Source organism: Acidovorax sp. Root219, from assembly GCF_001428665.1.
Lineage (GTDB): Bacteria > Pseudomonadota > Gammaproteobacteria > Burkholderiales > Burkholderiaceae_C > Acidovorax.
Genome location: NZ_LMIJ01000045.1, coordinates 1 through 22411, shown reverse-complemented (window position 1 = coordinate 22411; position 22411 = coordinate 1). Strand labels below are relative to the sequence as shown.

Here is a 22411-nt window from a genome sequence, read left to right as displayed (position 1 = left end):
CCTCGGCCGCCGGGCCGAGACCCGGCCTCCGCCCTCCATCAAGGCATGCAGCCACCATCAAACCGCAAGCGACGAAGGAGACCCGTGCTCCGCCTTCAGCCAAGCAAAAGCAACAATCTAGCGAAACGGCTTCAGCGGCGCATCATTTCAAGAAATTCATGAACGCCGTAATGATCACCGCATTGAAGAAATCAATGAACAGCGAGCCCACCAGCGGGATCACGAAGAACGCCTTGACCGACGGCCCGTTGACCGCCGTGAACGCCTGCATATTCGCCATGGCATTGGGTGTGGCGCCCATGCCGAAGCCGCAATGCCCGGCGGCGATGACGGCGGCATCGTAGTCCCGCCCCATCACGCGGAAGGTGACCCAGTAGCCGTAGGCGAACATCAGCGCCGTCTGCGCCAGCAGAATCACCAGCAGCGGCCCCGCCACCTCGGCCAGCTCCCACAGCTTCATCGACATCAGCGCCATGGCCAGGAAGAAGGCCAGCGACACATTGCCCACCACCTCGAACTGCCGCAGCGGCAGCTCGCTGTTGCGCCAATCGATGATGTTGCGCACCAGCGCCGCCACCAGCATGGGCCCCAGGTACGAGGGCAGCGTGACGCCCAGGTCCTTGAGCCAGTTCACCAGCAGCGTGCCGATGCCGATGGACACGGCAATCAGGATGCTGGCGTACATCACCGTATCGCCACCACTGCCCGTGTTGGCCGTGACGGGCACCGGTATGGCCGGCGCGGTGGCAGCGCTGGCGCCATGCGCGTGCAGGCCGTTGCGCCGCATGAGCAACGTGCCCAGGGGGCCGCCAATCACGCAGCCCGCCACCAGGCCATAGGTCGCGGCAGCAATCGCGGCCGGCAGGGCACCGGCTGCGCCGGCCTGCTCCAGCAGGGGGCCGAAGGCGGCCGACGTGCCATGTCCGCCCGTCAGGGAAATGGAGCCCGCCGCCACGCCAATGAGCGGGTGCACGCCGAGCAGTGCTGCCAGGCCCGCGCCCAGGGTGTTCTGCAGCAGCACCAGCCCCACGGCCGCCGCCAGGAACAGGGCCACACCCACCCCGCCCTTCTTGAGCAACTCGAAGCTGGCAGAAAAGCCGATGGTGGTGAAGAACACCAGCAGCAAAAAGGCGCGCATGTTGTCATAGAACTCGAACGCAAAGCTGCCGCTCAGGTGGCCCGCCAGCGCGATGAGGGAGAACACCAGCCCGCCGATGATGGGGCCTGGTATGAAGTAGCGCGACAGCACGCCTACGTGCTTCTTGATGAAGTCGCCCAGGACCAGGAGCACGGCGGCAACGCCGATGGTCTGTGCAATGTCCAGCTGGATGGTGATCATGGTGGTGGTGTTGGCTGGTGCCAGGCAGCAAGGCCTGGCCGGAACGCAGCCACCGGGTGAATGGGGTGGCCATGGGGATGCAGCAGCACGCTGCGCGAGCCGGCGAGTGTATCGCCGCAGAAATGCCCCCTCCAGAGCATGCGCAGGCTGCGCGCAGGGGGCGCATGGCTGCGGCTATGCTTGGCGGCCCACCCACCGCTGCACTCCATGCGCCACCGCGCCGCCCCCATGCCACCCCGCCTGATCCGCTTCAACAAACCCTATGGCGTGCTGAGCCAGTTCACGGCCGAGGGCAAGTGGCAGGGGCTCAAGGACTACATCGACCAGCCCGGCGTCTACGTGGCGGGCCGGCTCGACGCCGACAGCGAGGGCCTGCTGCTGCTGACCAGCGACGGGCCGCTGCAGGCCCGCATTGCCGACCCGCGCTTCAAGATGGAAAAGATCTACTGGGTGCAGGTCGAAGGCCTGCCCGGTGAAGATGCCCTCGCGCAACTGCGCAGCGGCGTGCAGCTCAACGACGGCCCCACCAGGCCCGCGCGCGCCCGCCTGCTGGACCCGCCACCTGCGGTATGGGAGCGCACGCCGCCTATCCGCGAGCGCAAGGCCATCCCCACCGCCTGGATCGAGCTGGCCATCCGCGAAGGCCGCAACCGCCAGGTGCGGCGCATGACGGCGGCCGTGGGCTTGCCCACGCTGCGGCTGGTGCGCGCGGCCATTGGCCCCTACACGCTCGATGGGCTGGCACCGGGGGCGTGGGCCGAGCAGGCCGTGCTGTAACGACCACGGCGCCCGGCCAGCCATGTCGTTTTTCCAAACACACATCAAGGGTAAACTCGCATTATTCAAGTCCTATAGAGGACTATAGTTCTCTGCATGGAATCCCCCTCGCACCTGGCCCTGGTCGACAGCGCCCCCGGCATGCGCCGCTATGCCGCGCTGGCCAATGCCCTGCGCGTGCGCGTGGTGGCGGGCGAATGGCCGCCGGGCAGCGCCCTGCCGGCCGAAAGCCTGCTGGCCGCCGAGCACCAGGTGGCCCTGGGCACCATGCGCCGCGCGCTGGAGCTGCTGGTGGAGCAGGGGCTGATCGAGCGCATCCACGGCAAGGGCACCTTCGTGCGCCAGGGCATTGCGGGCGGGTCCATGCTGCGCTTCTTCCGCTTTGGCGGGGGCAGCAACGAGGTGCCGCAGTCGCGCATCCTCGTGCGCAAGAGCGTGACCGCAACGACCGCCGTGGCGCGCGGCCTGGGCATTGGCCCGGGTGAGCCCGTGCTGCACCTGCTGCGGCTGCGTCTGCTGGCCAGCCAGCCCTGCCTGATCGAAGAGATGTGGCTGCCGCTGGACCTGTTTGCACCGCTGGCCGACGACGACCTGGCTGGGTGGGACGACTTGCTCTACCCCATGTTCGCGCGCCGCTGTGGCGTGCACGTGCACCGCGCGGTGGACCAGATCGGTTTTGGCGCAATGACCGGCGCCCAGGCGGCCCAGTTGCGCCTACCTGCCGGCCACCCCTGCGTCGCTGTGGAGCGCAGCGCCTACGACCTGACAGGCCGCTGCGTCGAGTGGCGCACCACGCGCGGCGATGCCAACGCGTTCCACTACACCATCACGATCACCTGACCGCCCCCGGCAGCCCCCGGCCGCCTTCACCCCGGAACACTGGAGCACATCCGCCATGACCCATTCCAAGCACTCCACTTCGACCGCCACCCTCTCGCGCCGTGGCCTGCTGGTGCAGGCCGCAGGCGCCGCGCTGGCCGCGCCCTGGGTGGCCAGCGGCCACGCGGCCACGGTGGCAGGCGGTAGGCCGATCTCGCTGGTGGTGTCCTACCCCGCAGGCGGTGGCGCGGACCTGATCGCGCGTATCATCGCGCCGCGCCTGGCCGAAGCCCTGGGCCAGGGCGTGGTGGTGGAGAACAAGCCCGGCGCCAGCGGGCAACTGGCCGCCTCGCAGGTGGCGCGCGCCACGCCGGACGGCAGCGTGCTGCTGCTCGACGCCTCGTCGTTCGCGGTGAACCCCTCGCTGTTCCCCAAGCTGCCGTACGACAGTGCCAAGGCCTTCACGCCGCTGGCGGTGTTGGCCACCTTTCCCAACGTGCTGGTGTGCACGCCCGGCTTTTCGGCCAAATCGGTCAAGGACGTGATCCAGCTGGCCAAGGCCAAGCCGGGCGAGCTGACCTATGCCTCCTCGGGCAATGGCTCGGCGCAGCACCTGGCGGGCGCCATGTTCGAGGGGCGCGCGGGCGTGCAACTGCTGCATGTGCCCTACCGCGGCGGCGGCCCGGCCATGACCGACGTGATGGGCGGGCAGGTGCCGCTGTTCTTTGCCAACGTGGCCTCGTCGCTGGGCCATATCCAGGCCGGCAAGCTGCGCCCCCTGGCCGTGACCAGCATGGTGCGCGCCCGCTCGCTGCCCGAGGTGCCCACCATGGCCGAGGCCGGCGTGCCCGGCTACGAGGTGCTCGAATGGAACCCGCTGCTGGCCCCCGCCGGCATGGCTGCCGACACCCGGGCCACGCTGGTGGCCGCCGTGCGCAAGGCCCTGGCCGACCCCGAGGTGCTGGGCCGCGTGCGCCAGTTGGGGGGCGATGTGTTCGCCGATGCCTCGCAGCAGACGGCCGGCAAGTTCATCGCTGCGCAGCAGGAGCAGTGGGCCAGAGTGGTGCGCGAACGCAAGATTTCCGTCGGATAGACAAGCCCCAGCCCTGGGCGCGCACGTTTCGTGCATGGCCCAGTGGCACGCAGCCCCCTCAATCACCGAAATGGCTTTGACCGCCCCCCCTTTTTCACCCGCCCTGCCCCAGGGCTGGGACACCCACGTGCATGTGTTCGACAGCGCCGCACCTGCGCAGGCCGGCCACTACCAGCCCGTGCACCGGCCGCTGGCCGATATCGAGGCGCTGGCCGCAGCGCATGGCGTGGGCCACCTGGTGCTGGTGCAGCCCAGCGTGTACGGCACCGACAACCGCGTGCTGCTCGATGCGCTGGCCCTGTCGCCCGGCCGCCACCGTGGCGTGGTGGTACTGGATGGGGCGGTGGCCGATGCCGAACTGGACCGCATGCATGCCCTGGGCGTGCGCGGCGTGCGCTTCAACCTCGTCTCGCCCGTGGGCAACGGGCCCGAGACCATGAAGACCCTGGCCCCGCGCCTGGCCGAGCGGGGCTGGCACGTGCAGTGGTACGCCAACCCCGAAGACCTGGCCACCATCGTCCACCTGCACCAGGGCACGCCCGTGGCCTGCGTGCTCGACCACCTGGCCGGCCTGCACGGCCTGCTGCCCTCTGATGACCGCGCCTGGCAGGCCCTGGCCAAGCTGGCCGGGCAAGGCGCCTGGGTGAAGCTCTCGGGCTGGTACCGGCTGCAGGCCAGCGCGCCCTATGGCCTGCTGCACCCGGCCATCACCCGCGTGGCCGCGCACATGGGGGATCGCCTGGTCTGGGGCTCGGACTGGCCGCACACCTCGTTCGCACCCGACGCCCTGCCACGCTATGCCAGCGTGTGGGAGCCGGTGGTGAATGCGCTGGGCCACGAGGCCGCGCTGCGCATCCGCGATGCCGGCGCGCGCCTGTACGCCTAAGAACCCGGCAGCAACCCGGCTATTCGCTGGCCTGCGCCGCCTCGTCGATCACCAGATAGCGTTTGACCAGGTCGAAAAAGCTTTCGTAGAAGGTGTCCGCCGTGATGGTCTCGCTGCCCACGCGCACCAGCGATTCGCTGCTCGACGAGAACGGCAGCGACACCGAGCCGATGGCACCCACGCCCAGGCTGGCCGAGTTGTTGGTCTTGCGCAGCGCAAAACTGTCCTGGATGGCGGTGACGAAGCCCAGGCTGATCTTGCCCGTGGGCGACTCGGGCACGCAGACCACGCGGATCACCATCTGCATGTGCGTCTCGGTACCGGGCTGGAAGTTCTTCTTGCCCTCCACCAGCTCGGCCGAGCTGGTGTTGATGAGGTAGCCCTGGCTGAGCAGCGCCCGGCGCGATGCCTCGCAGGTCTGCGCCGGCGTGGCATCGAACAGCCGCGAGTAGGTGGCCAGCGAGCCGAACTTCTCCTGCGGTGCCTGGGGCCCCGGTGTGCTACTGGGAAGGGCGCCGCAGCCCGCGAGCAGCATGGCAACGCCAGCCAGCAGTGCGCAAAGCGGTCGATAGGCGCGTGACGTGGCGCCGCAAGGCAACAGGGCAGAAGGGTTCGAGGGCATCGTCGGATTCAAAAGCGGCACTCCGAAAAGGCAGGCATTGGAGGGTGGCCGGGGCGCCGGCACTGCGGACAACGACAGACAAAGGCAACGGCGGGCAACTGTCGCTGTGAGGCGCCGTACCTGCGGTCGGTTCCCTGCATTCTAAAAATGAAAATCGTCTCCAGGATGGCATGCCCATCGGGGCCGACGGTCGAACTGCGCAGTTCTCGGCCGAAGCACCATCATGCCATGTTGCTCTCATTTCGATAGCCCGCAAGCCCATCTGCACGACATTGGTCTTGATTGTTACAAATAGCCGCGCAAGTCGCGGGCGCAGGCGCAATACCTTGCGCCGTTACACATCTGGACATACAAAAAACCATTTACTACAAATACACTAGCCGGCTATGGGCCAGCTGGCGCCCCTATGGGAGGGGGCCGCACCAAGATGCCCGAGGAGGGCCGCGCCTTCGCGCGCGGTGAAGGAAGAGCTACGTGAACCAAAAACCTGACCTTTCGTTTTCCCTGGAACCCATTGAAAAGGAATCCGCCGCCAAGACCGTCTTCACGGAGCGCACCTGCCCGCGCTGCAAGTACGCGCGGCAGGCCAGCGACACGGCACCCGATTGGCAGTGCCCGAGCTGCGAAGTGGCCTACGACAAGGTAGACCCGCCCAAGCCGCGCGAACCCGAGGCCGCCGCCCCTGCGCCAGCGCCCTATGTCGGCAAGGCCGCGCGGCAGCGCGCGGAGGCTGCAGCGGCTGCCGAGGCTGCGGCGGCCGCCAAGAAGAAGGAAAAAGCCAAGAAAAAGGCCCCGCGCGAGCTGCCCACGACCTGGATTGCCCTGGCGCTGGCCGTGGTGGTGGGCCTGGGCCTGGTGGGCTGGAAGTACCAAGCCGACAAGGTCCGTGCGCAGGAGCGCATTGCCAAGGCCGAAGCCGATGCCCGCGCCGCCGAAGTGGCGGCGCAGAAGGCAGCACAGGACCACCAGGCGCGCCTGAAGGACCTGGAGAAGCAGGCCCGCCGCACCGATGGCCCCGAGGCCGTGCAGGAGCTGCAGGCACTGGCCGCCAAGGGTGACCTGCGGGCCATGCTGGTGCTGGGCATCACGCTGCGCGATGGCCGCGGCGTGCCCAAGGACCAGGCCCAGGCCATGCAGTGGCTCACCAAGGCCGCCAACGAAGGTTACTCGCTGGCCAGCGTGCAGCTGGGCTACATCTACGAGCGCGGCCTGGGCGAGACCCAGCAGGCCGAGCAGGCCGAGAACTGGTACCTGCGCGCCGCGCGCCAGGGCGACCCATCCGGCCTGTACAGCCTGGGCCTGCTCTACTCCACGGGCCTGGACAACGTGGGCCGCCGGCCCGTGGCCGCCCACATGCTGCTGGACCTGGCCCAGCGCGCGCACAAGGAGCAGCAGCAGGACGACTCGCTCACCCCGCCCAACCGCGGCGCCTTCTGGGCAGCCGGCACGCAGCGCCGCCTGGCGCCCACGATGAGCATCGTGGAGGTGGCCGAGGCCAAGCGCCTGGCCGACGCCTGGAAGCCCGGGCAACCTTTCGGGTTCTGAAGCGCCGAAGCCTTCGATGGCTTTGGAGTGGTGCTTCTAAAGCCGACCCACTGAGCGGCAGATTACCGGCGGATACAGCCGCCGGGGCGCGGCGCGGGTACAGTGCAGGGCTTTCGTGGGCATTGCGCCAGCCAGCGCAGCGCCTGCGGTGCCTGTTTCCGCCCGCCCCTCTCCTTTTTCTCCTCCTCAGTTCCCCATGTCCAACCTCATCGTGCACGGCGGTACGCCGCTGCGTGGCCGCATCACCCCGTCCGCCAACAAGAACGCCGTGCTGCCGGTGCTGTGCGCCACCCTGCTCACCCGCGAGCCGCTGCGCCTGCACGGCGTGCCCGACATCACCGACGTGCGCAAGATCCTCGACATCTTTCGCATGCTGGGCAGCAGCGTGCACCTGGACGACGCCACGGGCACGCTGAGCCTGCACCACCAGAACACCGTGTTCGACCCCGCGCGGCACCGCCTGCCCGAGGAGATGCGCTCGTCCATCATGCTGATCCCGCCGCTGCTGGCCCGCTTTGGCGTGGCGCGGCTCGAAGACAACGTCAAGGGCTGCACCCTGGGCGTGCGCGAGATCGACCCGCATGTGGAGGTGTTCCAGCGCTTTGGCGGCACGGTGGAGCGCGCCGAGGGCTCGCTGCTGGTGCGCAGCCAGGGGCCGCTCACGCCCACGGACCACTGGCTCGACTACGCCTCCGTCACCACCACCGAGAACTTCGTGCTCTGCGCCGTGGCCGCCAACGGCACATCTACGCTGACGAATGCCGCTTCGGAGCCCCACGTGCAGGAGTTCTGCCGCTTCATGGTGATGCTGGGTGCGCGCATCGACGGCATCGGCACCTCGCGCATCACGGTGCAGGGTGGCGCGGCACTGGGCGGTGGCGAGTTCCGCTTCGATGAAGATTTCCACGAGATCACCACCTTCCTGGCGCTGGGGGCCATCACCGGCGGCGATGTGATCGTGCGCAACAGTGCGCCGGGCAACTTCCCGCTGATCGACCGCACCTTTGCCAAGTTCGGCGTGGTCGTCACGCACGAGGACGGCTGGTCGCGCGCGCACTGCCCCGGCCCGCTCAAGGTGCAGACGCCGTTCACTAGCAACGTGCTGACCAAGGTCGAGGCCGCGCCCTGGCCCTACTTCCCGGTGGACCTGCTGCCCATCTTCATCGCCCTCGGGGTGCGTGCGCAGGGCAATTGCATGTTCTGGAACAAGGTGTACGACGGCGCGCTGGGCTGGACGGGCGAACTCTCCAAGTTCGGCGCCCATGTGTTCTCGTCGGACCCGCACCGGCTCATCACCTTTGGCGGCAATCCGCTGAGCCCGGCCCTGGTGGAGAGCCCCTACATCATCCGCGTGGCCATCGCCCTGTTCATGGTGGCGGCCAGCATCGAGGGGCGCTCGGAGATCCGCAACGCCGCGCCCATCCGCCGCGCCCACCCGCGCTTCGTAGAAAACCTGCGCAGCCTGGGCGTGAACGTGGAGTGGACCAGCGAGGAATAAAGGCCCGCTACCGGCGACGGAACCACAAGACCACGCCCAGAAACACCACGCCCGTCAGGATGGGCGACCACGACATCAGCAGCTCCAGCCAGGTCGATTTGCGGATGCCCGACCAGACCTCGACCTGCACACGGTCGATGCGCAGGTTGCGCGACGACTCGAAGTCCAGTGACGGGGCCGCCTTGCGGTCCTCCTTGAAGCTCACGCCCTTGGAGGCACCGACCATGGACACCGGCTGGCCCGCACGCGCGCCCTTGTGTACCAGCTCGGGCAGGAAGGAGATGGGCGACGGGCCATCGAACTGCAGGCCGGTTTGCCAGCGCGAGCCGGCGTCGCCATCGGCCAACGCCACGCCCGAAACCTTGACGACGATGGTGAAGGGGTTCTTGCTGGTGGGCAGCGACAGCTCGTCGCCGCGCCACCGCTCGGTGTCGGCGTAGATGCCCTTGCCCTTGTCGCCCGGCTTTTGCGCCTGCTTTTCCTCGAAGCGCTGGAACTTCGCCAGTGTCTCGGGCGACAGGTCGTAAATTTTCTCCAGCGTCTTGCCATAGGCGCCGGCTTCGTCCTTGGCCTGCGCGGACGGCAGGGCGACCGCCAGCATCAAAAAAGCGAAGGCAAGCCATCGCCGCACGCTGCCCGAATGGGTGGCGCAAATCTCGGTACGCATCTGAAACTCCCCTGCCTGTGCTGTTGTCGTTCGTTGTACACGCAGCCGGCGTGCGCCGCGCAGCACCGAGTGTAGGAGACAATGCGCGTCCTTTTCACTGCCCGCCAGACGCCTCCTGCCCCATGCCCCTGCCTGCCGCTGCCCTGCTCTGCCTCGTGGTCTCCATCAGCGACGGCGATACCCTCACCGCGCGCTGCGGCCCGCCCGGGGCCTACCAGCAGATGAAGGTGCGGGTGGCGGCCATCGATGCGCCCGAGCGCAAGCAGGCCTTCGGCCAGAAGGCGCGGCAGAACCTGGCGCAGATGTGCTTCAAACGCCAGGCGACGCTGCAGCCCATCGAGGAAGACAGCTATGGCCGCACGGTGGCCAATGTGCGCTGCGGCGGCACCGACGTGGCCACCGCGCAGGTGACGGCGGGCCTGGCCTGGGTGTACACGCCGTATGCGCAGCAGCACCCGCACCTGGCACCGCTGCAACGCCAGGCGCGTGCCCGAAGTGAAGGCCTGTGGGCACAGAAGCGCCCCCTGGCGCCCTGGGACTACCGGCACCGGCACCCCAGGCCCTATGGCAATTCCTAACGCAGCAACGCCAGCACCCCTTGCGGCAGTTGGTTGGCCTGCGCCACCATGGCCGAGCCGGCCTGCTGCAGGATCTGCTGGCGTGCCAGCGTGGCGGTTTCCACGGCAAAATCGGCATCGAGGATGCGCGAGCGGCTGGCCGAGAGGTTCTCGCTGCTGTTCTGCAGATTGGCCATGGCCGACTCCAGGCGCGAGGACTGGGCGCCGATCACCGCGCGCTGGCTGTTGACGTAGTCGAGCGCCCGGTCCACCGCGACGATGGCCTGGGCCGGTGAGCGGGTCACGTCGAGGGTGCTGCGCAGCCCCAGCGCAGACAGGCCCATGGCGCCCACGCGCGTCTCCATGGTCTGGTTGGCGTTGGCGCCGATCTGGAACACCTTGCTGCCGGTGGAGCCGCCCGACTTGCCGATGGTCTCGAACGCCTCGGTGAAGCCCGTGAGCACATCGGTGCCCGAGCGGCTGCCGCTGTTGGGCACGGTGCCGGTGGCGGTCTTCTCATCGCCGTTGTCCACGTCCAGCCCGCCGATGGCGCCGGTGTCGGCGTTGTTCAGGTCGAAGCCGCCGATGAAGGCCGCGCCGTTGGCAGCGTATTGCGTCTTGAAGTCGGCAGCGCTGGCGAACTGGCCCTGCGAGGCATTGGCCAGCGCCTGGTCGAGCGTGGAGCCGGGGTTGGCATTCATGTAGGTGAGCACGTCCTTCACGCCCGCGCCGCCAGCGCCCTTGATGCGGCTGTGCATGTAGCGCACGGCCGAGTAGCTCGACGAGTAGAACTCGCTGGTGTTCGTGGGCCCGTTGATGGCGGCGACCACCGCAGGCAGGCCGACGTTGGCGATGTCGCCCTTGACGCGTTCTTCCGCGCCCTGGATGAACTCGGCCGTGCCCTCGGCAAACCACAGGTTGCTGCCGGTGATGTCCTGCCAGTTGGTGGCGCGGGCCATCACGGCGTGCACCATCTCGTGGGCGATGATGCGGTCGTTGTAGTACGGGGCATTGCCCCCGTCGGGCAGGTTGGGCGGCACGAAGTCGGCCATGTCCACCTGCAGCGTCAGGTTGGTGCCACGCCCCTGGCCGTCAAAGCCCGTGGCCTGCACATAGGCGGCCACGCCACCCGCATTGTCGGTAAAACCGGTGAAGCGTATCGCCAATGCCGCCCCGTCGGCGCTGATGCCGTAGAGCTTGCTGATGAGCTGCTCGCTGCTCTCCAGCCAACTGCCCACGCTGGTCATGCCGTCGAACACGGCCAGTTGGTCCGCATCGCCCACCACGCTGGCCTGGCTGGGGTCGAACACGTTCATGCCGTTGAACTGCGCGGTGGCTGCCGTGCGGTCTATTTCGGAGGCCAGTTGCGATATTTCGGCCTGGATGGCCTGGCGGTCGCCAGCGCTGTAGGTGCCGTTGGCCGCTTGCACCGACAGCTCGCGGATGCGCTGCAGGCTGGCCGTGACGTTGGTGAGTGCACCTTCGGCCGTTTGCAGCATGGAAATGCCGTCGTTGGCATTGCGCACCGCCTGGTTCAGCCCACGGATCTGGCTGGTGAAACGCCCAGAAATGGCCAGGCCCGCCGCATCGTCCCGGGCGCTGTTGATGCGCAGGCCCGAGGACAGCCGCTCGATGGACGTCGCCAGCGCGCCCTGCCCCGCACCCAGGCGGCGCTGCGCGTTCAGCGAAATCACATTGGTGTTGATGCTCAACGCCATGGCATGCCCGAAGAAAACTCCTGACCGACCGAACAGGCAGGGCCGCGCACGCGCCGCCACTGCCAGGGCTGGCCCCATGCCGGCCCCTTCTTTTTCGGTTATCGGCGGATGTAACAGAAACTTTCGCGGATTTTTCAGGCCCGCCGGTCAGGCAGCGTTCAGCAGCCCCGGCGCAAAGCCGGTAGCATCAAGCCCCCGGTACAAACCCTGACAGGCTGGCCTGGCACCGGCCCAGCGCAGCTTTCCCCGGCCCGCCCCCCGCGCCTGCCCATTTTTCGCACCTCCCGTGTCCCAACCGTCCCCGACCTCTCCCCCGCACCCGGCAGGCCAGCCCGCCCCCAGCGTCTACCGCCATTCAGGCTTTCTGGCCTTTCTCACCGCCCGCCTGATCGCGGTGTTCGCCACCCAGGTGCAGGCCGTGGTGGTGGCCTGGCAGGTGTATGACCTGACGCGCGAGCCGCTGGCCCTGGCCTACGTCGGCCTGGCGCAGTTTCTGCCCATGCTGTGCTTGCTGCTGCCGGCCGGCGACCTGATCGACCGCTTCGACCGCCGGCGCATCCTGGCCATCAGTTGGGCCGTGGGCGCCGTCTGCAGTGCGCTGCTGTTGTGGCTGTCGGGGCATGGCGCCACGGGGGTCAGCGGCATCTATGCGGTGCTGGTGCTGTTCGGCTGCGCACGCGCCTTTTCGGGGCCGGCCATGCAGAGCCTGTTGCCGCAGATCGTGCCGCGCGAGCAACTGGCCCAGGCCATCGCCGCCAACAGCATGCTGATGCGCGCGGCCAGCATCGGCGGGCCGCTGCTGGGCGGCATGCTGTATGCCGTGGGCGGCGGCGAGCTGACCTATGCGCTGTGCTTCGTGTGCTTTGCGCTCGGGGCAGCTCTGCTGGCGCGTGTGGCGGTGGCCTACGCCACCCCCGCCGCAGCGGCGCAGGGCACCATGTGGCAGCGCTTTGGCGCGGGCATCGTGTTCATCCGCTCGCGGCCCATCATCCTGGGCACCATTTCGCTGGACCTGTTCGCCGTGCTGCTGGGCGGCGTGGTGGCCTTGCTGCCCATCTACGCGCACGAGGTGCTGCACGTAGGCCCTGCCGGCCTGGGCGCGCTGCGCAGTGCCATGGCCGTGGGCGAGGTGGGCGCCGGACTGTACCTGAGCATGCGGCCCTTCAACCGCAAGGTAGGGCAAACCATGTTCATCGCCGTGGCCATCTTCGGCGCGGCCAACCTGGTGTTCGCACTGTCCACGCTGTTCTGGCTGTCGTTCGCGGCGCTGCTGGTGGCGGGGGCCGCTGACATGGTGAGCGTGTACATCCGTGGCGCACTGGTGCAGTTCTCCACGCCCGACGAAATGCGCGGGCGCGTGAACGCGGTGAACATGCTGTTCATCGGCTCGTCCAATGAGCTCGGGGAGTTCCGCGCCGGCACCAGCGCCGCCTGGCTGGGCGTGGTACCGGCCGCCGTGCTGGGCGGCATCTGCACGCTTGGCGTGGTGGGGGCTTGGACGCTGGGCTTCAAGCAACTGCGCATGGTGGACAAGTTCGAGGAAGCGGCCAAGTCCCGCTGAGCCGGCGCGCACAGCGCGCCTACAACTGCTCACAACCTGCGGCGCATTTGTGTCGCCCGCGTAAAACCCGCCGCAGGCCCTTGCCTTGGCCCGGCGGCAGGCGCAGCATGGTGCCCCAGCCCTGCTTCAACAGGGCCGATGGATGCCTGCACCATGCTCCTGCACGACCCTGCCCCGCCCTCCCCGATCAACCGCCGCCAATGGCTGGCACTGGCGGCCTTTGGCGCCTCTGCCAATGCGATGCCGGCCTGGGCCGCATCCGCCGCCGCACCGGCGGACCTGCCCGGCGAGGTACTGCCCGCTCGCCTGATGGACCGCATCACCTGGGGCTGCACGGCCCAGGGCGCACGGGTGCTGGCTGACATGGGTCGGGAGGCATGGCTGGCCGCCCAATTGCGAGGCCCTGCCAGCGCGCCTCTGCCGGCCCAAGCGCAGGCGCAGATCGATGCCATGGCCATCACCAAGACCCCGTTTGAAACCCTGGCCCTGCAGATGGAGGCGCGCCAGCGCGAGGCCCGCGCCCTACCCACCGAGGACGAGCGCAAGGCCGCCCTGGAAGCCTGGCAGAAGGACATGCGCAACCTGCAGCGCGAGGCCAGCCAGCGCTTCGTGCTGCGCGCGCTGTACTCGCCCGCCCAGTTGCGCGAGAAGATGACCTGGTTCTGGATGAACCACTTCAGCGTGTTCGCCGGCAAGGCCGACCTGCGCGCCAGCGTGGGCGACTACGAGGAGCGCGCCGTGCGCCCGCATGCGCTGGGCCGTTTCCGCGACCTGCTGGGGGCCACCACGCGCCACCCGGCCATGCTGCGCTACCTGGACAACGCGCAGAACGCCGCCGGCCGCATCAACGAGAACTATGCGCGCGAGCTGATGGAGCTGCACACCCTGGGCGTGGGCGGCGGCTACAGCCAGCAGGATGTGCAGGAGCTGGCGCGCGTGCTCACGGGCGTGGGCATCAGCCTGCGCCCGCTGGAGGACGAGCCCCCACGCATGAAGCCGGCCTTGCGCAGCCACTACGTGCGCCAGGGCCTGTTCGAATTCAACCCCCAGCGCCACGACTGGGAGTCCAAGACCCTGCTGGGCGCACCCATCCGTGCAGAGGGCCTGGCCGAGCTGGACGAGGCCCTGGACCGCCTGGCCCGGCACAGCGCCACGGCCCGCTTCGTCACGCGCAAGATGGCCGTCTACCTGGTGGGCGATGCGCCCCCGCCCGAGCTGCTCGACACCCTGGCCCGCACCTTCGAGCGCACCGATGGCGACATCGCCGCCGTGCTGGCCGAGCTGTTCCAGTCGAGCGCCTTCCAGGCATCGCTGGGCCAGCGCTTTCGCGACCCGGTGCAGTACCTGCTGGCCGGTGCGCGCCTGGTGCATGGCGAGCAGCAGGTGCTGGCGAGCACCGATCCCCTGCTCAACTGGCTGCAGCGCCTGGCCGAGCCGCTGTATGGCCGCGCCACGCCGGACGGCTACCCGCTGGATACCGCGACCTGGTCGGGCTCGGGCCAGATGAGCACGCGCTTCGAGGCGGCGCGTGTGCTGGGTGCCGGAGCCCTGGCACCAACCGATGCGCAGGGCAAGCGCCCGCCGCTACCGGCGCTCTCGCAAACGCCTTACCTGCAGCAGATCGACGCCACGCTGGCACCTGCCACGCGCGCCGCCCTGGTGCAGGCGACGTCGCCGCGCGAATGGAACCTTTTGTTCCTCTCTTCACCCGAATTCATGCACGGCTGAAAGGACTCCCCATGCTGCGAAGACACTGCCTGCAGGCCCTGGGCGCAGGCGCCCTGGGCCTGGCCACCGCATCGGCCCAGGTCGCAGCCGCCCCGCGCGCGGGCGATGCACGCCTGCTGCTGGTGTTCCTGCGCGGTGGCTACGACTGCGCGAGCCTGCTGGTGCCCACCAGCAGCAGCTTTTATTACGAAAGCCGGCCCAACATTGCCATTGCCCGCCCGGGGGAAGAAGGCGGTGCGCTGGAGCTGACCAGCGACTGGGGCCTGCACCCGGTGCTGGCGCCTTCGCTGCTGCCGCTGTACCAGCGGCGCGAACTGGCCTTCGTGCCCTTTGCCGGCACGGACGACCTCTCGCGCAGCCATTTCGACACGCAGGACAGCATCGAGCTGGGCCAGCCCCTCTCTGGGCGGCGCGACTACGGATCGGGCTTCTTGAACCGGCTGGCGGCCGAGCTGGGAGCCAAGCGGGACAAGGCGTCTCCGATGGCCTTCACCAGCACCCTGCCCCTGGTGCTGCGCGGCGCGGTGGACGTGCCCAACACGGCGCTGGCCGCGGCAGCAGGCAAAGCCGGCGTGGACGAGCGCCAGGCCGGGCTCATCGATATGATGTACCGCAGCACGGCCCTGGCCGGCCCCGTGGCCGAGGGCTTCGCCACCCAGGCCGAGGTGGTGCGCAGCATGCAAGGCGAGCTGGACGCCGCCAGCCGCAATGCGCTGAGCACCAAGGGCTTCGAGGGCACGGCCCGGCGCATGGCGCGGCTCATGCAGACGCGCTACCACCTGGGCTTTGTCGACGTGGGCGGGTGGGACACGCATGTGGGCCAGGGCAATGCCACCGGCCCGCTGGCCAACCGCTTCGAGGAACTGGGCCGGGGCCTGGCCGGCTTTGCCGACGAGATGGGCGCCACGGCCTGGAAGAACACTGTGGTGGTGGTGGTCAGCGAGTTCGGCCGCACCTTCCGCGAGAACGGTAACCGCGGCACCGACCACGGCCACGGCACCGTCTTCTGGGTGCTGGGCGGTGGCGTGGCGGGCGGGCGCATCGCGGGCGAGCAGCAGGCGCTGAGCGCCACCACGCTGTTCCAGAACCGCGACCACCCGGTGCTCAACGACTACCGCGCCGTGCTCGGCGGCCTGTTCGGCCGTTTGTACGGGTTGAATGCCACGGCCCTGGCCCGGGTGTTCCCGGGCGCACGCGCCAGCGATCTGCGGCTCGTGTGAGCCGCGAGCGCATCACGCGTTGAGGACCCCGCTCATCAGCTCGGGCAGGCGCTCGATCTTCATCTTGAAGCCGCAGGCCTGCGCATGGCCGCCCCCGCCCATGCTTTCGGCCAGGGCGATGCAGTCGAAGTTGCGCTGCGAGCGCAGCCCCGCCTTCACGCCCTTGGCACCGGCGCTCCACATCAGCGCAAAGGTGCCGGTTTGGGCTGAAAGGATGTCGCCCACCAGGCTATGGAACATGCCGGGCGCATTCACCATCAACCCCTCGATGCCGTTGAACACCAGGGGCTGGGCGCCTTCGGCGATGTCGGCGCAGAGCTTTCGGTACTTCTCGTCCATGGCCGAACCGCGCGCCATGAAACGCTCCAATTGCTCGGGCGTGAAGCTGGCAATCTCCTGCCAGCGCTCGAAGGTCTGCGTCTCCATGTCCAGCGCCGACAGGAAGGCCGCACTCTCGGGGAACTCCCACTTCCAAATATCGCGGTCTTCCACATACTGCAGCAGCGCCGGCACGGGCTGGTGCGGGTGGAAGAACTCCCAGGCCAGGCGCGCACCGGACTTGTCCATGTCGAAGTGCACCACGCCGCAGCGGCAGGCAAAGCCGGTGAGCTTTTCGGCCGCGCTCTTGTGGTGGTCGAGCATCACCAGCCGTGCCGCGCGCTCGTCGATGGCCGAGAGGATCTCGGCCGAGAACGAAAAGTCCAGGATGTAGACCGAGCGGCCATCGAGCGCGGGCAGGTCGTCCACCGACTGCACGTCGCCATGGTCCAGGCCCACGTATTCGGCCCTGTCGCCGTAGTACAGCCAGGCCGCGAGCGCGGCGCCAAAGCCGTCCGGGCAGTTGCGGCCGTGGTAGAGCACCAGGGGCGAGGGGTCGTTCAGATCGGGGGCAACCAGCAGTTGCAGGGGAAGAATCGATTTTTTCATCATTGCCGCCGATTGTCGCGCGCCTGCGTGACGGCGGGAACCAATACATTGCAGACGGGCTCGATAGGGTATGGTGTTTCGCATTCCATCCCCCTCGCTCTCCACCTTCTTTGGCCGGCCCATGTTCCAGACCCTCAAAGAACTGTTCGACAGTTTCACCGCCCCCTTTTCGCCTGAGGCCACCCCTGCCGAGCGCGCCCATTCCGTGCAGCTGGCGGCTGCCGTGCTGCTGGTGGAGGTGGTTCGCGCAGACGCCTCCATGGACTCCGCGGAGCGCGATGCCATGGTCCACGCCTTGCGCGAACGTTTCTCGCTCACCGACGACGAGATCCACCGCTTGCTGGAGCTGGCCGTGGACACCGCCAAAACCGCCTACGACTACCAGCGCTTCACCGGCAACCTCAATGACCACTTCACCCAGCCGCAGAAGATCGAACTCGTCGAGGCGATGTGGCAGGTGGCCTATGCCGATGCCCGCCTGGACGAGAACGAGATGCACGCCATCAGCAAGGTGGCCGGGCTGCTGCACGTGACGCACGGCGAGTACATCGCTGCCAAGATGCGCGCCAAGGAAGCGGCTGGCGTATGAGAGGCTGAGAATCTTTCATCCATGCCCGCTGTGCACGCCAAAACACCCCGGCTCGTCGTTGCAAATGCTCGCCATAGCCCTAGCTATGGCTGCGCTTTGCGCCTAGATCCAGTGCGTTTTGACGCGCCCCTCGGACACGGCCAAAAAATTCTCAGCCTCTGAACCGCTATACCGGCAGCCAGCGCCACCAGAAGGGCGTTTTCACTTCGCGCGCTCCACGCTCCTGCAGCAGCTGCACAAACTCCTTGCGGCCATGGCGCCTGGCCGCCTGCAGCGGCGTCATGTCGTCGAACTCCGAGCGCAACTCTGGGTCCGCGCCGTTATCGAGCAGGTAGTGCGCGATGGCACCGTGCCCGTGGATGAGGGCCGCCACCAGCGGCGTACACAGGATCTCGGGGTGCTGGTAGTTGGGGTTCACGCCCGCGCTGATGTGGTGGCGCACCAGCGCCAGATCGCCGGCCAGGGCGGCGGCATACATGTCTTTCCAATCGCCTGCGGACATGGGTGGGTTCTCCCTGCTTGAAAAATCAGCGTGGCTTGCCGTACCTGGCTGCGTACTCGGCAGCCAGCTTGCGCGCAGCCAGCTGACCCTTGGCATCGAGGATGCTCAGCAACTGCGCCCGGTTCTTGATGGCCTGGGGCTCGCCCGCACTGGCCGGCATGTCGATCCAGGCAAAGGCCTGCACATAGTCCTGCGGCACGCCATGGCCCTGGGCGAAGAGCAGGCCGTATTCGTTCTGCGCGGCCAGCGAGCCGGCCTCGGCCGCCTTGCGGTACCACAGCGCGGCCTTCTCGTGGCTCTGGGGCACACCGGCACCCTTGCGGTAGGACTGGCCCAGGTTGAACTGCGCCTGCACGTCGCCCTTCTCGGCGGCCAGCGTGGCGTAGTGCTCTGCACGCTGCATGTCCTGCGGCACGCCATCGCCCTTGGAGTACATCAGGCCCAGGTTGGCCATGGAGGGCGTGTAGCCTGCCTGCGCCGCCTCGGTGAACAGCGCGACCGCCTTCTTCAGGTCCTTGCCCACGCCCTGGCCTGTGTAGTAGAGGCTGGCCAGCATGTGCTTGCCGGCAGCGTCGCCGGCATTCGCCGCCGCACTGAATTCCTTGAAGGCGGCGGCATAGTCACCCTTGCCGTAGGCGGCGATGCCGTCGTTCACAGCGGCTTGGGCAAGGGCGGGCAATGACATGGCGGCTCCCAGGGTCAAGGCGGCAGCAATGGCGCGCAACATCATCATCGGCGTGGGCTCCTTCGGCAAAGAGGGATCATGAATTGGCCGCATTCTGGCATGCCCGGCCGAAAGTGTCCGCTCGGCACAGGCTCTGGCCAGGTCGCCCCAAAAATCACCCGCCTTGTGCCATCTGGTGGATGGTCTGCGCCAGCCGATCCGGGCACGAGAAGTAGGCCGAGTGGCTCGCATCGAGCGAGGCCACACTGGCGCAGAGCGAGGCGGCCTGCATCTGCCGCTGCAGCGCAATCGTCACGGCCCGGTCCTGCGTGAGCTCGATGTAATGCCGGCGCACCCGGCCATAGCGCTCAGGGGTGAGCTTCAGCCGCGTGAGCGCGGGCAGCGCGGGCTCGGGCGTCAGCAGCGCGCTCGCCAGGGCCACATCGGCATCGGAGCAGTCGGCATACAGCGTCTCCCGGTAGGCCTCGGGTGCCAGGCTGTCGGTGAGCGTGGCCCGGTGGATGCGCAGGTGCCTGCGCACCAGCGAATCCCGGTCCTGGCGGAAAAAGTCGGCCACGCGCTCGCCGCTCTGGAGCATGTAGGCCGCCAGGTAGGCCACGCCTGCCACCTTGCCGGGCCGCACCATCTCGGCCACGGTGGAGGCGACGATGCCGCCCCGGCTGTGTGCGACGATGAAGACCGGGCCATCGAGCGCATCGACCAGCCGGCACACATGCCGCGCCATGTCGGCGAGCGTGGTGCGCCCGCGCGCCAGTCGCCAGTGGCGGCCATGGGCCGGCAGGTCGGGCGCGTGCACGCTGTGCCCTGCCGCCTGCAGGTGCGGCACGACCTTGTGCCAGCACCAGGCGCCATGCCAACTGCCGTGAAGGAGAACAATATTCATGGTGTTCAAGGGCTTTTTGCAAGCCGGAAGTGATGAAATCAGCCGGCACGATACGGAGCCACGCCCAGCACGGCTCGCCATTTTCGGACCTGCGAATGCCCGCACCCTGCCCCATAGCGCCATCTCCTTGCCCCATCCCCTCACCATGACCCCGCTCCACATCCTCTGGCGCGACGAGCACCTCGTCGCCGTCTACAAGCCCGCAGGCTGGCTGGTACACCGCACGGGGCTCGATGCGGGCGAGACGCGCTTCGTGATGCAGACCCTGCGCGACCAGTTGGGCCAGCATGTGTACCCCGTGCACCGGCTCGACAAGGGCACCTGCGGCGTGCTGGTGATGGCGCTGCACAGCGACGCGGCGCGCGCCCTGTCGCAGGCTTTCGAGCACCATGCCACGCACAAGCGCTACCTGGCCATGGTGCGCGGCTTTGCGCCGGCAGCGGTGGAGGTGGACCACGCCCTCAAGCCCGACGACGCGCCGGCCGACGCCCCGGTGCAGGACGCGCACACGCGCTTTCGCACCCTGGCGCAACTGACCCTGCCCGAGGCCAGCGACCCGCGCTTTGTCAGCACCCGCGCCTCGCTGGTGGAGGCCGTGCCCACCACCGGCCGGCGCCACCAGATCCGCCGGCACCTCAAGCACCTGGCCCACCCCATCATCGGCGACGCCACGCACGGCAAGGGCCCGCTGAACCGCTGGTGGACCGAGCGCCTGGGCCTGCAGCGGCTGTGGCTGCATGCCTGGCAACTGCAGGTGCCGCACCCGGTGACGGGCGAGACACTGGTGTTCGACAGCGGGCTCAGGCTGGAGGCAGGCGATGGCGTGCAGCAGGCCGCCCCCACCGCCGACTGGCAGCGCCTGCTGGCAGAGCGCCCCTGGTGCATGGTCCCGTAACGCGGGCGACATGCAGCGGACGGCTGGCCCCGAATAATGGGTTTTCCCCAGAACAACGGAGACCGCACGCATGACCACCCCGACCACCGGCAACAACCGCGTCCTCGCCCACACGGGCGCACGCTACCCCATCATCCAGGCGCCCATGGGCTGGATCGCTCGCACGCAGTTGGCCTCTGCCGTGTCGCGCGCCGGCGGGCTGGGCATCATCGAGACCTCGTCGGGCGAAACCGCCAACTGCCAGGCCGAGATCACCAAGATGCGCGCCCTCGGCCTGCCCTTCGGCGTGAACCTGCCCATCCGCTTTCTGAAGGACGACGCCATGCTGCGCTTCGTCTGCGCCTCGGGCGTGCGCTTCGTCACCACCTCGGCCGGCAGCCCGGCCAAGTTCATCGCACCGCTCAAGGACGCGGGCATCACCGTCTACCACGCCGTGCCCACGCTGGAGGCCGCGCTCAAGTGCGTGGATGCGGGCATCGACGGGCTGGTGGTGGAAGGCGGCGAAGGCGGCGGCTTCAAGAACCCTGAAGAGGTGTCCACCCTGGTGTTGCTGCAGGCCATCCGCGCGCGGGTGGACGTGCCGCTGGTGGCCGCCGGCGGCATCTGCGACGGGCGCGGCATGGCTGCGGCCTTCGCGCTGGGCGCCGAGGCCGTGCAGATGGGCACGCGCTTCGTGAGCTGCGCCGAAAGCCCGGTGCACGCCAACTACAAGAACGCCATCGTGGGCGCCAGCACCACCGGCACCTGGATGCTCAACACCCGCGCCAGCCCCTGCATCCGCGCGCTCAAGTCCGAGCGCACTGCCGCGATTCACGAAGCCGGGCTGATGCCGGCGGACAGCTTCGAGGGCATACAGCGCGTGTACTTCGACGGCGACATGGAGGCTGCGCCAGCGCTGGCGGGGCAGACGGCGGGGCTGATCGATTCCGTCAAGACGGCGCAGCAGATCATTGACGATACGGTGGCGGAGTTTTTTTCCATTACGGCGCGCATGGGTGCGATGGGCACGGCGCGTTCCTTCGGTTGATGGGTGGTGGGCCCACAATGGCCCGGCGAACCGCACTTCCAAAGGACCTTTGCCATGCCCACCCTTTGCAGACACACCACCAAACGCCCGTACCGCCTGCCCCCAGGGGCCGGCCTGTTGCTGCTGGCCGCAGCGCTGCTCACAGGCTGCAGCACACCCGCCGCCAACACCGAGACCAGCCCCGGGCCGGCCAGCGCCGAGCGGGCGCACCTGCCGCTGCTGCGCGGCTGGTTCGACGGCAAGGAGGTGCTGTACGTGACCACCGACGCATCCGACGCCGAGGTGGCGCGCGAGCACCTTGCCAACCACGTGCCCCAGCTCGCCCATGCGCTGGCCGACGTGCCCAGCGCTGCGGGCGGCAACCGGCGCCCTGGCGCCACGTCGCGCGTGTACGGCAGCACCAACTTCCGCCAGCCCAGTGTGTTCGCCTCGGCCCCGGAGCCCGTGGGCCATGCCAACCGCAGCGCGGCCTACAGCCCGCTGTGGCAGCTGGTCAAGGTCACTTGGCGCGACCCTGCGCAGGCGCGCGTGCTGCGGTCGGAGGAGGAGGTGCTGGATGCTGCCGACAAGGGTTTTGTGGTGCTGGAGGTGACGCGGGTGGTGCTGAACTGTCCTATCGTTCATCGTGGGGAGTTGGGGGTGTTGCCGGGGGTGACGGTGGATGGGCGTACGCCGTAAGCGAACGCTTTGACCTGTGCTTCGGTGTTCGGCCTTCATTGTTGCTGCGGCGCGTGATGTGAGGGCGGAGGCCGGGTCTCGGCCCGGCGGCCGAGGTACTTGTTCTTTGCTTCGCCAAAGAGGGTGTAGAATAAATAAATTATAATAGCGCCGCATTGACCAAGCAGGAGCAGCGCAATGGCAAAGACAGGCCGA

22 protein-coding genes are annotated in these 22411 nt (G+C 68.4%); 14 read left to right on the top strand and 8 right to left on the bottom strand.

Going from position 1 to position 22411, the window contains the following annotated elements; genetic code table 11:
- Positions 1-142: 142 nt before the first annotated feature.
- Positions 143-1339, bottom strand: a complete 1197-nt coding sequence (gene gltS / locus ASE28_RS28370) for a sodium/glutamate symporter (protein WP_057206719.1) — start codon at positions 1337-1339, stop codon at positions 143-145.
- A gap of 207 nt (positions 1340-1546) precedes the next feature.
- Here gltS and ASE28_RS28365 point away from each other — a divergent pair, with 207 nt between their 5' ends.
- The 4 genes from ASE28_RS28365 (at position 1547) to ASE28_RS28350 (ending at position 4914) form a co-directional block, all read left to right on the top strand.
- Positions 1547-2116, top strand: coding sequence for a pseudouridine synthase (locus tag ASE28_RS28365; protein ID WP_057206717.1), 570 nt, complete (start codon positions 1547-1549; stop codon positions 2114-2116).
- A gap of 96 nt (positions 2117-2212) precedes the next feature.
- Positions 2213-2956, top strand: coding sequence for a GntR family transcriptional regulator (locus ASE28_RS28360; protein ID WP_057269449.1), 744 nt, complete (start codon positions 2213-2215; stop codon positions 2954-2956).
- A gap of 55 nt (positions 2957-3011) precedes the next feature.
- Positions 3012-4028 (top strand): tripartite tricarboxylate transporter substrate binding protein, encoded by a 1017-nt coding sequence (locus ASE28_RS28355; RefSeq protein ID WP_057269448.1) that lies wholly within the window; start codon positions 3012-3014, stop codon positions 4026-4028.
- 70 nt (positions 4029-4098) lie between these two features.
- Complete coding sequence (locus tag ASE28_RS28350) at positions 4099-4914, top strand: amidohydrolase (RefSeq protein ID WP_057269447.1); 816 nt, start codon at positions 4099-4101, stop codon at positions 4912-4914.
- 19 nt (positions 4915-4933) lie between these two features.
- On the opposite strand, the gene ASE28_RS28345 is transcribed toward ASE28_RS28350, so the two are convergent.
- On the bottom strand, positions 4934-5449 hold the full coding sequence (locus ASE28_RS28345; RefSeq protein WP_235514806.1) for a DUF2242 domain-containing protein: 516 nt from the start codon (positions 5447-5449) through the stop codon (positions 4934-4936).
- A 561-nt stretch (positions 5450-6010) separates the two neighbouring features.
- Between ASE28_RS28345 and ASE28_RS28340 the strand changes: the two genes are divergently transcribed.
- Together ASE28_RS28340 and ASE28_RS28335 are read left to right on the top strand one after the other, a co-directional pair.
- On the top strand, positions 6011-7081 hold the full coding sequence (locus ASE28_RS28340; RefSeq protein ID WP_057269446.1) for a tetratricopeptide repeat protein: 1071 nt from the start codon (positions 6011-6013) through the stop codon (positions 7079-7081).
- Between the two features lie 196 nt (positions 7082-7277).
- Positions 7278-8579, top strand: coding sequence for a UDP-N-acetylglucosamine 1-carboxyvinyltransferase (locus tag ASE28_RS28335; protein ID WP_057269445.1), 1302 nt, complete (start codon positions 7278-7280; stop codon positions 8577-8579).
- Positions 8580-8586: 7 nt separating this feature from the next.
- Here ASE28_RS28335 and ASE28_RS28330 read toward each other — a convergent pair whose 3' ends face one another.
- Positions 8587-9246 (bottom strand): hypothetical protein, encoded by a 660-nt coding sequence (locus ASE28_RS28330; protein WP_057269444.1) that lies wholly within the window; start codon positions 9244-9246, stop codon positions 8587-8589.
- A 122-nt stretch (positions 9247-9368) separates the two neighbouring features.
- Between ASE28_RS28330 and ASE28_RS28325 the strand changes: the two genes are divergently transcribed.
- Positions 9369-9824 carry a thermonuclease family protein gene (locus ASE28_RS28325; protein WP_057269443.1) on the top strand — a complete coding sequence of 152 codons (456 nt, stop codon included), beginning with the start codon at positions 9369-9371 and terminating at the stop codon, positions 9822-9824.
- On the opposite strand, the gene ASE28_RS28320 is transcribed toward ASE28_RS28325, so the two are convergent.
- Positions 9821-11599: a flagellinolysin gene (locus ASE28_RS28320; RefSeq protein WP_369818312.1), complete on the bottom strand. Its 1779-nt coding sequence runs from the start codon at positions 11597-11599 to the stop codon at positions 9821-9823. The two genes, ASE28_RS28325 and ASE28_RS28320, sit on opposite strands and share 4 nt — an antisense overlap.
- A 208-nt stretch (positions 11600-11807) precedes the next feature.
- Here ASE28_RS28320 and ASE28_RS28315 point away from each other — a divergent pair, with 208 nt between their 5' ends.
- The 3 genes from ASE28_RS28315 (at position 11808) to ASE28_RS28305 (ending at position 16030) form a co-directional block, all read left to right on the top strand.
- Positions 11808-13082, top strand: coding sequence for an MFS transporter (locus ASE28_RS28315; RefSeq protein WP_057269441.1), 1275 nt, complete (start codon positions 11808-11810; stop codon positions 13080-13082).
- A 153-nt stretch (positions 13083-13235) separates the two neighbouring features.
- Positions 13236-14810: a DUF1800 domain-containing protein gene (locus ASE28_RS28310; protein ID WP_057269472.1), complete on the top strand. Its 1575-nt coding sequence runs from the start codon at positions 13236-13238 to the stop codon at positions 14808-14810.
- 11 nt (positions 14811-14821) lie between these two features.
- Positions 14822-16030 carry a DUF1501 domain-containing protein gene (locus ASE28_RS28305; protein WP_057206698.1) on the top strand — a complete coding sequence of 403 codons (1209 nt, stop codon included), beginning with the start codon at positions 14822-14824 and terminating at the stop codon, positions 16028-16030.
- Positions 16031-16042: 12 nt separating this feature from the next.
- Here the strand turns inward: ASE28_RS28305 and ASE28_RS28300 are convergent, their stop codons facing one another.
- Positions 16043-16960 (bottom strand): DHH family phosphoesterase, encoded by a 918-nt coding sequence (locus tag ASE28_RS28300; protein WP_082608303.1) that lies wholly within the window; start codon positions 16958-16960, stop codon positions 16043-16045.
- A 118-nt stretch (positions 16961-17078) separates the two neighbouring features.
- On the opposite strand from ASE28_RS28300, the gene ASE28_RS28295 reads away from it, so the two are divergent.
- Positions 17079-17546 (top strand): TerB family tellurite resistance protein, encoded by a 468-nt coding sequence (locus ASE28_RS28295; RefSeq protein WP_057269470.1) that lies wholly within the window; start codon positions 17079-17081, stop codon positions 17544-17546.
- Positions 17547-17712: 166 nt separating this feature from the next.
- Here ASE28_RS28295 and ASE28_RS28290 read toward each other — a convergent pair whose 3' ends face one another.
- From ASE28_RS28290 to ASE28_RS28280, 3 genes are all read right to left on the bottom strand, one after another.
- Positions 17713-18048 carry an ankyrin repeat domain-containing protein gene (locus tag ASE28_RS28290; RefSeq protein ID WP_057269440.1) on the bottom strand — a complete coding sequence of 112 codons (336 nt, stop codon included), beginning with the start codon at positions 18046-18048 and terminating at the stop codon, positions 17713-17715.
- A gap of 25 nt (positions 18049-18073) precedes the next feature.
- A complete protein-coding gene (locus ASE28_RS28285) occupies positions 18074-18733 on the bottom strand; it encodes a tetratricopeptide repeat protein (RefSeq protein ID WP_162262287.1) in 660 nt (219 codons plus the stop codon).
- 154 nt (positions 18734-18887) lie between these two features.
- Entirely contained in the window at positions 18888-19616 is a 729-nt protein-coding gene (locus ASE28_RS28280; RefSeq protein WP_057269438.1) for an alpha/beta fold hydrolase, read from the bottom strand.
- A 145-nt stretch (positions 19617-19761) separates the two neighbouring features.
- On the opposite strand from ASE28_RS28280, the gene ASE28_RS28275 reads away from it, so the two are divergent.
- The 3 genes from ASE28_RS28275 to ASE28_RS28265 all read left to right on the top strand — a co-directional run bounded on the left by ASE28_RS28275 (position 19762) and on the right by ASE28_RS28265 (position 22216).
- Positions 19762-20511 carry a pseudouridine synthase gene (locus ASE28_RS28275; RefSeq protein WP_057269469.1) on the top strand — a complete coding sequence of 250 codons (750 nt, stop codon included), beginning with the start codon at positions 19762-19764 and terminating at the stop codon, positions 20509-20511.
- 70 nt (positions 20512-20581) lie between these two features.
- A complete protein-coding gene (locus tag ASE28_RS28270) occupies positions 20582-21538 on the top strand; it encodes a nitronate monooxygenase family protein (RefSeq protein ID WP_057206691.1) in 957 nt (318 codons plus the stop codon).
- A gap of 54 nt (positions 21539-21592) precedes the next feature.
- Positions 21593-22216 (top strand): hypothetical protein, encoded by a 624-nt coding sequence (locus tag ASE28_RS28265; RefSeq protein WP_057269437.1) that lies wholly within the window; start codon positions 21593-21595, stop codon positions 22214-22216.
- Positions 22217-22411 lie beyond the last annotated feature (195 nt).

Coding starts and splice junctions, on each gene's coding strand:
- ASE28_RS28285 (WP_162262287.1), bottom strand. CDS start 18,733: ATGTCATTGCCCGCCCTTGCCCAAGCCGCTGTGAACGACGGCATCGCC.
- ASE28_RS28350 (WP_057269447.1), top strand. CDS start 4,099: ATGGCTTTGACCGCCCCCCCTTTTTCACCCGCCCTGCCCCAGGGCTGG.
- ASE28_RS28290 (WP_057269440.1), bottom strand. CDS start 18,048: ATGTCCGCAGGCGATTGGAAAGACATGTATGCCGCCGCCCTGGCCGGC.
- ASE28_RS28295 (WP_057269470.1), top strand. CDS start 17,079: ATGTTCCAGACCCTCAAAGAACTGTTCGACAGTTTCACCGCCCCCTTT.
- ASE28_RS28330 (WP_057269444.1), bottom strand. CDS start 9,246: ATGCGTACCGAGATTTGCGCCACCCATTCGGGCAGCGTGCGGCGATGG.
- gltS (WP_057206719.1), bottom strand. CDS start 1,339: ATGATCACCATCCAGCTGGACATTGCACAGACCATCGGCGTTGCCGCC.
- ASE28_RS28365 (WP_057206717.1), top strand. CDS start 1,547: ATGCGCCACCGCGCCGCCCCCATGCCACCCCGCCTGATCCGCTTCAAC.
- ASE28_RS28265 (WP_057269437.1), top strand. CDS start 21,593: ATGCCCACCCTTTGCAGACACACCACCAAACGCCCGTACCGCCTGCCC.
- ASE28_RS28300 (WP_082608303.1), bottom strand. CDS start 16,960: ATGATGAAAAAATCGATTCTTCCCCTGCAACTGCTGGTTGCCCCCGAT.
- ASE28_RS28345 (WP_235514806.1), bottom strand. CDS start 5,449: ATGCTGCTCGCGGGCTGCGGCGCCCTTCCCAGTAGCACACCGGGGCCC.
- ASE28_RS28360 (WP_057269449.1), top strand. CDS start 2,213: ATGGAATCCCCCTCGCACCTGGCCCTGGTCGACAGCGCCCCCGGCATG.
- ASE28_RS28270 (WP_057206691.1), top strand. CDS start 20,582: ATGACCACCCCGACCACCGGCAACAACCGCGTCCTCGCCCACACGGGC.
- ASE28_RS28310 (WP_057269472.1), top strand. CDS start 13,236: ATGCTCCTGCACGACCCTGCCCCGCCCTCCCCGATCAACCGCCGCCAA.
- ASE28_RS28305 (WP_057206698.1), top strand. CDS start 14,822: ATGCTGCGAAGACACTGCCTGCAGGCCCTGGGCGCAGGCGCCCTGGGC.
- ASE28_RS28355 (WP_057269448.1), top strand. CDS start 3,012: ATGACCCATTCCAAGCACTCCACTTCGACCGCCACCCTCTCGCGCCGT.
- ASE28_RS28325 (WP_057269443.1), top strand. CDS start 9,369: ATGCCCCTGCCTGCCGCTGCCCTGCTCTGCCTCGTGGTCTCCATCAGC.
- ASE28_RS28320 (WP_369818312.1), bottom strand. CDS start 11,599: ATGGGGCCAGCCCTGGCAGTGGCGGCGCGTGCGCGGCCCTGCCTGTTC.
- ASE28_RS28275 (WP_057269469.1), top strand. CDS start 19,762: ATGACCCCGCTCCACATCCTCTGGCGCGACGAGCACCTCGTCGCCGTC.
- ASE28_RS28335 (WP_057269445.1), top strand. CDS start 7,278: ATGTCCAACCTCATCGTGCACGGCGGTACGCCGCTGCGTGGCCGCATC.
- ASE28_RS28280 (WP_057269438.1), bottom strand. CDS start 19,616: ATGAATATTGTTCTCCTTCACGGCAGTTGGCATGGCGCCTGGTGCTGG.